The organism is Thauera sp., assembly GCF_034003485.1.
Lineage (GTDB): Bacteria > Pseudomonadota > Gammaproteobacteria > Burkholderiales > Rhodocyclaceae > Thauera.
Map to the genome: position 1 here is coordinate 1 of NZ_JAVEYL010000057.1, position 10,267 is coordinate 10,267.

Here is a 10,267-nt window from a genome sequence, read left to right on the forward strand (position 1 = left end):
TGGCGAGCTTCGTGTCGGCTGGGGTGAGCGAGCAGGATTGAGGCGCCTCGCCCGCTGCTCAGCACGCCTGGTAGAAGCGGCGCCCGCTGTGGGAGATTGCGCTGTGGGAGCGGGCTTGCCCGCGAACATCGCTAGCTCAAGCGCTGCATTCGCGGGCAAGCCCGCTCCCACAAACCTCCCACAAACCTGCACCTCCTGATGCGCGAACACCTCGCCCGCTTCTTCACTGCACTCGGTTACTTCACCCGCCTGCCGGTGCCGGCCTGGGTAACGTGGTCGCCCGAGCGCCTCGCACGCGCCGCCGCCTGGCTACCGTTGGTGGGCTGGGTGGTCGGGATTGCCGGCGCGACGACGCTGCATGCGTTCGCGCTCGTGCTGCCTTCCAGCGTGGCGGTGATCCTGTCGATGGCGCTCACCGTCCGGCTCACTGGCGCGCTGCACGAGGACGGCTTCGCCGACGCCTGCGACGGGCTCGGCGGCGGCTGGGACAAGGCGCAGATCCTGGCGATCATGAAGGACTCGCGCATCGGCAGCTATGGCGCCATCGGCATCGTGCTGATGCTGCTCGCCAAGGCCGCGGCGCTGGTGGAGCTGGCCGCCATCAGCCCGGCCACGGCTGCGATCGCGCTCCTCGTCGCCCATCCGCTGTCGCGCCTGGCCGCCACCGCAGTACTGCACGCCCTGCCCTATGCGCGCAGTGACGACAGCAGCAAGGCAGCACCAGTCGCGCAGCGCCTGAGCCGCGCAGAGCTGGCGATGGCGGGGGCGCTTGGCCTGCTGCCGGCGCTGGTCTTTCTCACCTTTATGCAAACACTGGCCACGCTGGTGCTGGCTGCGCTCGTCACCCTGTGGCTGGCCCGCGGCTTCCAGCGCCGCTTGGGTGGGCACACCGGCGACCTGCTCGGCGCGGTGCAGCAGGCGGCGGAGCTGGCGTGCTATATGAGCATGCTCGCTGCTGCCTCCTGAAGACTTGGTCCTCCCCATGCAACTCCACCTCATCCGCCACCCCCGCCCCGCCGTCGTCCCCGGCATCTGCTACGGCCAGACGGACCTCGGCCTCGCCGAATCCGCCGCCGAGGTCGCTGCCCGCCTGCGCCCGCTGCTGCCGCAATCCTTCGCCCTGCACGCCAGCCCGCTCGCGCGCGCGCGCCTGCTCGCCGAAGCGCTCGGCACGCCACGTCTGGACGACCGGCTCAAGGAGATCCACTTCGGCGAGTGGGAAGGGCGCACTTTCGCCGACATCGGCAGCGCCATCGACGACTGGGCCGCCGACCCGCTCGGCTTTCGCGCGCCGGGCGGCGAATCGCCGCGCGAGATGGCGGCGCGGGTGCTGCAGTGGCTGGAAGTGGAATTAAGGGACAGACCCCAAATTAAGGACCACCTCGTCGTCGTCGCACACGGCGGCCCCCTGCGCGCCATCGCCGGCCACCTCCTCGGCATGCCGCCGGAGCGCTGGCTGGGCCTGGATTTTGGCTGCGGGCAGGTGACGCGCATCGATGTGGAGAGTTGGGGGGTGGTGTTGAAGTGGTTCAATCGGTGAGGAGGGCTGCCGACCTTGCAAATTCAAGGTACAACTTTGAATTTGTAAGATGAACCCTCGATAAAGCAAGGCACCTGGCCCATGACCACCCTCTGGCTCATCACCGACAACAAGCCCGGCCACCGCAGCCAGTTGCAGGGGCTGGCGCAGGCGTTGGCGGCGCGCACGGCGATCGAGACCCACTGGATCGACGCGCCGGCCGGGCGCAGCGCGCTGTGGCAGTGGCTCAGCGGCCGCTTTCCGGCAGGCGCTGCGCTGCCCGACCCGGACTTCATCCTCGTCGCCGGCCATCGCACTCATCTGCCTGGGCTCGCCGCGCGGCGCGCGCGCGGCGGCAGGCTGATCGCCCTGATGCGCCCCAGCCTGCCGCTGGGCTGGTTCGACCTGTGCGTGATCCCGCAGCACGACCGCCCGCCGGCCCGCGCCAGCGTCATCGCCACCCGCGGCGCGCTCAACACCGCCCGCCCCAGCCCCGAACGCGAGACCGACAAGGGCCTGTTCCTGATCGGCGGGCCGTCGAAGCACCACGGCTGGGACAGCGCCGGCCTGCTCGCCCAGATCGACGCCATCCTCGCGGCCACACCGTCGATGCACTGGACGCTGACCACCTCGCGGCGCACCCCGGCCGACACCGAATCCGCGCTGCTTGCCCTGCAGGCGCGCGGCGTGGTCGTGCGCCCGGTACGCGACACCCCGCCCGGCTGGGCGATGGCGCAGGTGGCGCGCAGCGCGCAGGCGTGGGTGACGGAGGACAGCGTGTCGATGGTGTACGAAAGCCTCACCGCTGGCGCGGCCACCGGGCTGCTCGCGGTGCCGCGCCGGGGCGACACACGGATCACCGCGGGGGTGGCGCAACTGCAGCGCGAGGGCTTCGTCACCCAGTTCGCGGATTGGCAGCGCGAAGGCCGACTACATGTGGCGCCACAGCGGCTGGCCGAGGCGGATCGGGTTGCGGAAGCGGTGCTGGCGCGCTGGCATGCGAGGACGCGATGAACGCTCGGCAACCACCTTGGCGATCAATTTTGCTGTCGCAGCAATGCTCGGTGCGCCTCGGTGAGGCAGGGGCTGCATCCGAGCGCATCAGGTGCTGAACCGCTACAGCCCAAGCGGATCGATCGCCTAGAATGACGGCAACACGCCAATCAACCTGGAGCGCCGCCATGGGTCTCGCACTGCGCAAGGAAAAGCACTACACCTACGCCGACTATCTGACTTGGCCGGACGACGCGCGCTATGAGCTGATCGACGGCGAAGCTTTCCTGATGGCGCCCGCGCCCCTGATCGAGCATCAGGAAGTTGCAGGCGAGGTATTTCGCCAATTGGCGAACCAGCTCGACGGCAAGCCCTGCCGCCCCTACATCGCCCCGGTCGACGTCCGCCTGCCTCGCAATGACGAAGCTGACGCCGCCATCGACACCGTCGTTCAGCCTGATGTCCTGGTGGTGTGCGACCCGAGCAAGATCGACCGCCGCGGCGTGCGTGGCGCCCCCGACTGGCTGCTCGAGGTGCTCTCCCCCAGCACCGCCGCCCACGACCAAATCGCCAAGCGCCGCACCTACGAGCGCGCCGGCGTGCGCGAGTACTGGCTGGTGCATCCGGGTGACCGCACCCTCACCGTCTATGTGCTCGACAACGGCCAATACGGCCGGCCGGAGATCTACGAACTGAAGGACGAGACCCCGATCGGCGTGCTGCCTGGCGTGTCGATCGCGTGGGACGCGCTGGTGGCGCGCCTGCCGAAGCCCGAGTATTGATCCAGCGCAGGCTCCCGGACCGGAACCCTGCGCCTTGATCGCATCTCATATGCGATACATAATCCGCACTCAGCAAGCGAGGCAGCCATGGCACAGAGTTCAATGCTTCACATCCGCGTCGACGACGAGGTCAAGACCCAGGCCACCGAGGCGCTGGCCGCCATGGGCCTGTCGATGTCGGACGCCGTGCGCATCTTCCTCAAGCGCGTCGTCAACGACCAGGCCTTTCCGCTCGAACTCAAGGTCCCCAACGCCGAAACGCGCGCCGCCATGGAAGAGGCGCGCGCCATGATGAAGGCTCGCGAGGCACGTTTCGAATCGACCGACGCCCTCTTCGATGAGCTCGAAAAAACCCGCTAAGGCCAAGCGGGCATCGCTGCCGCGCGCCGCGGATTTCAGCAAGGGCTTCCACAAAGACTGGGAACGACTCGGCCGCGCGGGCCGCTTCGACCTCAAGCGGCTCAAGGAAGTCATGCTGCTGCTCATCGCCAACGACGCCCCGCTCGGCCCGGAGTGGCTCGACCACCCGCTCAAGGGCGACTGGGCCGATCACCGCGAATGCCACGTCGGCGGCGACTTCCTGCTCATCTACACTGCCGACGACCGGCAGATCACCTTCGTCCGGACGGGCACGCATGCGGATCTTTTCGAGGGATGAGGCGCCTATGAAACCCCTCAAGGTCCTGCAACTCCTCCCGGCGCTGGATAGCGGCGGCGTTGAGCGCGGCACGCTCGAGATCGCGCGCGCGCTGGTCGCCGCCGGGCATGAATCGGTGGTGCTGTCCAAAGGCGGGCGGCTGGTCGAGCAGCTGCAGCGCGAGGGCTCGCGCCACATCGCGCGCGACCTTGGGCGCAAGTCGCCGGCAACCTTCCTGCAATACCGCGCGCTGCGCAAATTGTTCGAAGGCGAACGCTTCGACATCATCCACGCGCGCTCGCGCCTGCCCGCGTGGGTAGCGTGGCTTGCTTGGCGCGGCATGCCGGCGGGCGCCCGGCCACACTTCGTCACCACGGTGCACGGCATGCACTCGGTGAGCCGCTACAGCGCCATCATGTGCGCCGGCGAACGCGTGATCGTGGTCAGCGACACGGTGCGCGACTACATCCGCACGCATTACCCGCCCGGGCGCTGGCCACACCTGACGGACGAGCGCATCACGGTGATTCCGCGCGGCATCGACCCGGCGGAGTTTCCGCGCGAATACCAGCCGTCGGACGAGTGGGTGGCGCGCTTTCGCGCCGAGTTTCCGCAGATCGCTGGGCGCAAGGTACTGACGCTGCCGGGGCGGCTGACAAGGCTCAAGGGGCACCACGACTTCATCACGATTGTCGGCAAGCTGGTCGCGGACGGGCTGGACGTGGTCGGGCTGATCGTCGGCGGCGAGGACCCGAAGCGGCCCGGCTATGCAAAGGAGATTCGCGAACGCGTGCAGGCGGAAGGGCTGGGCGAGCGCATCGTGTTCACCGGGCACCGCAGCGATGTGCGCGAGATTTATGCGGTTTCGGAATGTGTGCTGAGTCTGTCGAGCACACCGGAATCGTTCGGGCGCACGGTGCTGGAGCCGCTGGCGATGGGGCGGCCGGTGGTGGGGTATGCGCATGGAGGGGTGGCGGAGATTCTGGGGGAACTGTTTGCCCACGGCGCGGTGGCGAAGGGGGATGTCGAGGCCGCGGCAAGGCGCGTGGCGGACGTGCTCGCCGCGCGCACGCCGGTGGTGGAGCACAACACCCGTTTCCTGCTCGCGAAAATGCAGGCCGCAACACTATCGCTATACTCCCGGCTCCATTCACAGCACCGCGCTTGATGATGACTTCACTCCCTGCCAACAGGGCCCGCCTGCCTGCAGCAAGACTGATCGTAATCCTGCTGCTCACGATCTTCATCTTCAGCATTCCCGCGAAGTGGGCAACGGTTCATATCAGCGGCGCACTGATCGTGCTTGCGCTGCTGCTGTCGGACCGGTCCTACTGGTCCGCACAGCCCACCCAAGACTATGCCCGCTACACGCTGCTGTGGCTCGTGCCCGTCCTTGGGGCGAGCTTCGCTCAGCAGCTTCTCCACCTCGATACCGCCACCCCTTGGGAAGAACAGCTCACCCTGACCCTGCGAGTCCTGGGTGTTGGACTCGGCCTTCTGCTGATGCTGCACAAAGGATGGGTCAGTGTTCGCCAACTCGGCTTCCTCGTGATGGGCTGTCTGCTCGTACATGGCGTCATCGGCATTACGCAGTGGGCTATCAATCCGAGCGCCAGCCTGGCCGCGTGGCGGGCGATCAGGGTCGAGGGCATTGTCGGCAACGCCAACCCCTTCGGTTTCTACATGGCGCTTGGCGTCGTACTCTGTGCCGCATGTCTGCGAGGTGCATCGCCGTCCCGCGCGGCCCGGCTCGCCCTTTGGGCCTGCGCAGCAATCTTCGCCCTCGGTATTCTGGGCAGTGGATCGCGGGGCGCGATCATCACCGCATCAGCAGGCATGGCCGTGCTTTTCCCACCCAGCTCACCGCGCCGCATCGGCCTCTACGTTGCCGTTCTCGGGTCGCTGCTCCTGGCGTATCTCTCCAGCGACTGGCAGGTCGCAAACGCTCATAGTGACGGCAGCCGCACCCAGGCACTGATGTTCAGCCTGGATGCCATCTCGCAACGCCCGCTGACAGGCTGGGGGATGGAATCCTTCATGCGCATCCCTGGGCACACCGGCATCAACTCCCCGCATAACATGCTGGCCGACCTTGCGCTGAGCAGCGGCATCATTTCGCTCGCGGCCTTCCTGCTTGCCCTTGGCCTCGTGATATACCGGCTGTTCCTGCTACGAACCTCGCTCTCGACGACGGTACTGGCGCTGCTCGCAACCACGTTCGTCGCAGGCACGCTCGAATACTCGGTTCTCAGCTCCAACCACTTCCGCGCCCCGTGGGTCCTGATTGTGGCACTCGCCTGCCATGCCATTGGCACATCACACGCACGCGATCGTCGGGCAGATACCGCAGCGAACGAAATACAAGGAGCTTTCACGTCGTGAATGCACAGAACCCCGCAGTGAACGTCCTCTGCCTCAAGTGGGGCACGCGATACGACGCAAACTACGTCAACATCCTTTTCCATTCGGTTCGACGCCACCTCTCTCGACCATTCAACTTCTACTGCTGCACCGAGAACGCCGACGGGCTTGATGCCGAGATCCGCATCATTCCCTTCCCCGAAAACCCGGGCGTCAAGCGGGGCTGGCCGGACATTCTCGTCAAGTTGATGGTCTTGCAGGACGGTTTTGGCGGCCTCGCGGGGCCCACTCTGTTCCTCGACCTCGACATCGTCATCATGGACGACATCGGCCCGCTGTTCGATTACAAGCCGGGTGAGTACTGCATCATTCACAACTGGGTCAATTGGCGAAAGCAACTCCTCGGCAGACGCCCTGCCGTCGGCAACTCGTCCGTCTTCCGCTTCGATGCAGGTCGGTCGAATCACGTGTATGAGACCTTCCTGCGCGAGATGGACCAGGCGGAGGACACACGAATCTACAACACCGAGCAGGCCTTTCTCACGCATGCGATGGGAAATGTGAATTGGTGGCCCGACGAGTGGGTTCGAAGCTACAAATGGAATTGCCGTCCGGCCTTTCCCCTGAACCTGCTGGTGCCGCCCAAGGCGTCACCAGGCTGCCGGATTCTGGTCTTTCACGGCCGTCCCGACCCGGATGAAGCGATTCGCGGCTACAAGGGCCGCAAGCTGCACCATCACATGCGTGCTGCACCTTGGCTAGCAGACCACTGGAAACTCTGAGGCATGGCGGATACCCAGCCCCCCAACGCGACCTCGACGACTGGAACGGCAAGCGCGGCGCTCGCCACCGAGCTTGGCGAGCGCCCTGCGTTCGCACTTGCGCAAGGCATCCTGGTGATCAACCTCGACGACCGCCCGGACCGCTGGCAGTCCTTGCTTCGCGAAGCGGGTCGTCACATCGACGAAAGGCATTTGGAGCGCCTGTCCGCGATTCGCGGCACCACATTGAACGGCTACGGGCGCCCCCCGCTTTTTCAAGGCCGGCGACGGGACCGGACCTGGGCCGGACGCGCTGGCTGTGCGCTGTCTCACCGCGAAGCTATCGCGCTGGCGGCGCGTCGACGTTGGAAAAGTGTCCTGATCCTCGAGGACGATGTCGCCTTCGCAGCGGACTTTGACGTCCAGGCCGCCAGGCTTGCGAGCGCCTTGCGCAATGTGCATTGGGATATCTGCTACCTCGGATTCACCGATCCGATCGGCCCTTTCCGGCAGCTCGGCGCACTCTCCCCGCCGGGCGCGCTTTACCAGCTCTATGGCTGCAACACGACGCACGCCTACATTGTCAGGGAAGCGGCCTACGCCAAACTCCTCGAACTGCTGCCGACGCACGAGACGATTTGGCTATGGCTAACCCGCAACCGTGCCATCGATCGATGGTACGCCCGGACCTTGTCACGCCACTTCACTGTTGTAGCGGTCAGCCCGTCCATCATCAATCAGGACGGCAGCGTCTCGGACATTACCGGGCGGGTGAGCGAGGAAAATCATCAGACCGCCATCCCGTCGCCGCGCCGAGCCACCGGCCTGCCTTACGCGCTCGCACGCCTCATTCGACGCCTGCACTTTTCCCTGTCCGGGTCCTACGATGCCCTCCGCGGGCAGATCAAACGCCTGCGGGGCTTCTGATGAGAGTCGTGCTCGTGATGGCAAGTCATGGCGAAGGCGGCCTCGAAAAGCATGTCATCGAGTTGGCGAACGGCCTTTGCCGCCGCGGCATCGACGTGTGCCTCATTGCACACCCGATGTACGGCGCGCGACTGCCAGGCAGGGTCGAGTTCGTTCCCATCGACCTGACCGCTCACCGTCGCAATCCCTTCGCCCTTTACCGTTTGTTCCGGCTGCTTCGGAAAGCCCGCCCACAGATCATCCATGCGCATGGGAGCAAGGCGGCGAGCATGGTTTCAACGCTGCTCCCGTTCCTATCGAACACGCATAGCGTGGCCACACTGCACAGCAAGAAGAACAATGTCCGCATGTTCTCGAAGTTTGAGCGCGTCATTGCAGTGAGCAAGATCGCGGCGACAAACCTCAAGCATTCAGGCATTCGCATCATCCACAATGGCGTCAATCCGGATACAGGCGTGGCGGCACCGGCATTTGACGCTTGGCGGTCCGTCGCGGCACGCCCCCGTGTGCTCGCGATCGGGCGCCTCGTGCCGGTGAAGGGGTTCGATCTTCTGATCCAGTCGTGGAAAGGCGTTGAGGCTCAACTGGCCATTGCGGGAGAAGGCTTCGAGCGCGACCACCTGGCGCGTCTGATACGGGAGACAGGGCAACAGGACAAGATCACGCTGCTCGGGCAGCGCAACGACGTACCCGCCCTCATGCGCGCCGCCGATCTGTTCGTCATCTCATCGCGCTACGAGGGCGGCCCTTACACCTTGATCGAAGCACTTCAGCACCGGGTGCCCGTCGTGTCGACCGCAGTCGGGGCTGTCGTTGAAATTCTGCCGAAGGATTTCATCTGCCCGACGGGAGACCCCGCCGCGCTTGCTGAACGAGTCAAGAGCGCGCTGGAAGACATTGAACAGACAAAACGAGCGCTCAAGCCAGCTTTCCGATACGCCCGAACGGAACTGACTTTCGAACACCTACTTGACAGAACAACCTCAGTTTATGAAGAGCTCGTGAGCGGGGAATGATTCAGCCCTGCTCAACTCGCCTTCCATTTTCAGGACCACCGAATGAGTATCCGCGTCAAGTTCGTGAGCAGGATCGACCGTCGAGACTGGGCGCGCTATTTCCCCGACGAAAACAACATCTGGGGAAATTGCCACTTCATCTTCGATCGTGAAGAAAGCCATTACGATTGGCTGGTCGCCTACGATGACATCCCGCCAAGGGCGAAGGAGGCCCGGACGCTTGCCAGCGAACATGTCGCTTGCCCTGCGACAAACACGATTCTGGTGACCACGGAGCCTGCATCCATCAAGACCTACGGCAAGACCTTCGCCGCGCAATTCGGGCATGTGCTGACCAGCCAACCGGCATGGGCCTTGCCACACCCGCACCGGCATTTTCAGCAAGCTGCAAACCATTGGTTCTACGGCAGCGGGAGAGGCCGCTGGATGAGCAGGGCCGAACTGCTCGATGGACCGTCGCCCGATCAGAAGGCGGGCCTCATCTCGACCATCTTTTCAGCCAAGCAACAGCGGCATACGCTCCACGCCCAGCGCTACAACTTCACCGACAAGCTGCGCAAGCTTCTGCCGGAAATGTCCTTGTTCGGCCGCGGGTCCACACCCCTCGACGACAAAGCCGAGGCACTCGCGCCCTACAAATACCACCTCGCGATCGAAAACCATATTTCCGAACACCACATAACCGAAAAGCTGACAGACGCGTTTCTCGGGCGCTGCCTTCCGTTTTACATTGGCGCCCCCAACGCGTCCGACTACTTCCCTCCGGCGAGCTTCATTCCGCTCGACATCAACGACCCCGCAGGCGCTGCTGCGATCATCCGCAAGGCGATTGCAGACGACGAATGGTCGCTGCGGCGCGATGCAATTGAAGAAGCACGGCGCCGGGTCCTGGAGACGCACCACCTCTTCGCCGTCATCGCTCGCATCATCGACGAAAGCGGCCCCACGAGTGCCGACCCTGACGCGTCCGCGGGCAAGCTCATTCTGGGACGACACGCCTGGCGCAAGAACAACCCTTTGGGCGCTGCCGGCCACATGCTCGAGAAGCTCTACGTGCGGGGCCGATCGCTTCTCGAGAAAACGCGCTGACGCTAGGCTCCAGCGCCAGCTGAGTGTTCACCAACAATAGCGGACACACATGACCAAAACAGCCCTCATCACCGGCATCACCGGCCAGGATGGCTCCTACCTCGCCGAATTCCTGCTCGCCAAAGGCTACGAAGTCCACGGCATCAAGCGCCGCGCCTCGAGTTTCAACACCCAGCGCATCG

General features: G+C 64.9%; 13 protein-coding genes. All 13 read left to right on the top strand.

The features are described 5' to 3' along the window. Nucleotides 1-198: 198 nt before the first annotated feature. Nucleotides 199-966 carry an adenosylcobinamide-GDP ribazoletransferase gene (locus RBT54_RS17500; protein WP_320368296.1) on the top strand — a complete coding sequence of 256 codons (768 nt, stop codon included), beginning with the start codon at nucleotides 199-201 and terminating at the stop codon, nucleotides 964-966. 16 nt (nucleotides 967-982) lie between these two features. After that, nucleotides 983-1,540 carry an alpha-ribazole phosphatase family protein gene (gene cobC, locus RBT54_RS17505; protein WP_320368297.1) on the top strand — a complete coding sequence of 186 codons (558 nt, stop codon included), beginning with the start codon at nucleotides 983-985 and terminating at the stop codon, nucleotides 1,538-1,540. 81 nt (nucleotides 1,541-1,621) lie between these two features. Continuing rightward, entirely contained in the window at nucleotides 1,622-2,533 is a 912-nt protein-coding gene (locus RBT54_RS17510; protein WP_320368298.1) for a mitochondrial fission ELM1 family protein, read from the top strand. A gap of 167 nt (nucleotides 2,534-2,700) precedes the next feature. After that, entirely contained in the window at nucleotides 2,701-3,294 is a 594-nt protein-coding gene (locus tag RBT54_RS17515; RefSeq protein WP_320368299.1) for a Uma2 family endonuclease, read from the top strand. 87 nt (nucleotides 3,295-3,381) lie between these two features. Then, a complete protein-coding gene (locus RBT54_RS17520) occupies nucleotides 3,382-3,654 on the top strand; it encodes a type II toxin-antitoxin system RelB/DinJ family antitoxin (protein ID WP_320368300.1) in 273 nt (90 codons plus the stop codon). Continuing rightward, nucleotides 3,632-3,952 carry a type II toxin-antitoxin system YafQ family toxin gene (locus RBT54_RS17525; protein WP_320368301.1) on the top strand — a complete coding sequence of 107 codons (321 nt, stop codon included), beginning with the start codon at nucleotides 3,632-3,634 and terminating at the stop codon, nucleotides 3,950-3,952. The genes RBT54_RS17520 and RBT54_RS17525 overlap by 23 nt, the downstream gene beginning before the upstream one ends. Nucleotides 3,953-3,959: 7 nt before the next feature. Beyond that, the gene (locus RBT54_RS17530; RefSeq protein ID WP_320368302.1) at nucleotides 3,960-5,099 is read left to right on the top strand and encodes a glycosyltransferase family 4 protein; all 1,140 of its coding nucleotides are present in this window, start codon (nucleotides 3,960-3,962) and stop codon (nucleotides 5,097-5,099) included. Further along, nucleotides 5,099-6,313: an O-antigen ligase family protein gene (locus RBT54_RS17535; RefSeq protein ID WP_320368303.1), complete on the top strand. Its 1,215-nt coding sequence runs from the start codon at nucleotides 5,099-5,101 to the stop codon at nucleotides 6,311-6,313. Before RBT54_RS17530 ends, RBT54_RS17535 begins: the two co-directional genes overlap by 1 nt. Further along, nucleotides 6,310-7,074, top strand: coding sequence for a hypothetical protein (locus tag RBT54_RS17540; protein WP_320368304.1), 765 nt, complete (start codon nucleotides 6,310-6,312; stop codon nucleotides 7,072-7,074). The genes RBT54_RS17535 and RBT54_RS17540 overlap by 4 nt, the downstream gene beginning before the upstream one ends. Before the next feature lie 3 nt (nucleotides 7,075-7,077). Next, nucleotides 7,078-7,980 carry a glycosyltransferase family 25 protein gene (locus RBT54_RS17545; RefSeq protein ID WP_320368305.1) on the top strand — a complete coding sequence of 301 codons (903 nt, stop codon included), beginning with the start codon at nucleotides 7,078-7,080 and terminating at the stop codon, nucleotides 7,978-7,980. Continuing rightward, nucleotides 7,980-8,996 (top strand): glycosyltransferase, encoded by a 1,017-nt coding sequence (locus RBT54_RS17550; protein WP_320368306.1) that lies wholly within the window; start codon nucleotides 7,980-7,982, stop codon nucleotides 8,994-8,996. Before RBT54_RS17545 ends, RBT54_RS17550 begins: the two co-directional genes overlap by 1 nt. Nucleotides 8,997-9,038: 42 nt before the next feature. Continuing rightward, on the top strand, nucleotides 9,039-10,085 hold the full coding sequence (locus tag RBT54_RS17555) for a glycosyltransferase family 10 domain-containing protein (RefSeq protein ID WP_320368307.1): 1,047 nt from the start codon (nucleotides 9,039-9,041) through the stop codon (nucleotides 10,083-10,085). Nucleotides 10,086-10,134: 49 nt separating this feature from the next. Further along, a partial coding sequence (locus RBT54_RS17560) for a GDP-mannose 4,6-dehydratase (protein WP_320368308.1) occupies nucleotides 10,135-10,267 on the top strand: 133 nt, incomplete at its 3' end.

Coding starts and splice junctions, on each gene's coding strand:
- RBT54_RS17500 (WP_320368296.1), top strand. CDS start 199: ATGCGCGAACACCTCGCCCGCTTCTTCACTGCACTCGGTTACTTCACC.
- cobC (WP_320368297.1), top strand. CDS start 983: ATGCAACTCCACCTCATCCGCCACCCCCGCCCCGCCGTCGTCCCCGGC.
- RBT54_RS17510 (WP_320368298.1), top strand. CDS start 1,622: ATGACCACCCTCTGGCTCATCACCGACAACAAGCCCGGCCACCGCAGC.
- RBT54_RS17515 (WP_320368299.1), top strand. CDS start 2,701: ATGGGTCTCGCACTGCGCAAGGAAAAGCACTACACCTACGCCGACTAT.
- RBT54_RS17520 (WP_320368300.1), top strand. CDS start 3,382: ATGGCACAGAGTTCAATGCTTCACATCCGCGTCGACGACGAGGTCAAG.
- RBT54_RS17525 (WP_320368301.1), top strand. CDS start 3,632: ATGAGCTCGAAAAAACCCGCTAAGGCCAAGCGGGCATCGCTGCCGCGC.
- RBT54_RS17530 (WP_320368302.1), top strand. CDS start 3,960: ATGAAACCCCTCAAGGTCCTGCAACTCCTCCCGGCGCTGGATAGCGGC.
- RBT54_RS17535 (WP_320368303.1), top strand. CDS start 5,099: ATGATGACTTCACTCCCTGCCAACAGGGCCCGCCTGCCTGCAGCAAGA.
- RBT54_RS17545 (WP_320368305.1), top strand. CDS start 7,078: ATGGCGGATACCCAGCCCCCCAACGCGACCTCGACGACTGGAACGGCA.
- RBT54_RS17550 (WP_320368306.1), top strand. CDS start 7,980: ATGAGAGTCGTGCTCGTGATGGCAAGTCATGGCGAAGGCGGCCTCGAA.
- RBT54_RS17555 (WP_320368307.1), top strand. CDS start 9,039: ATGAGTATCCGCGTCAAGTTCGTGAGCAGGATCGACCGTCGAGACTGG.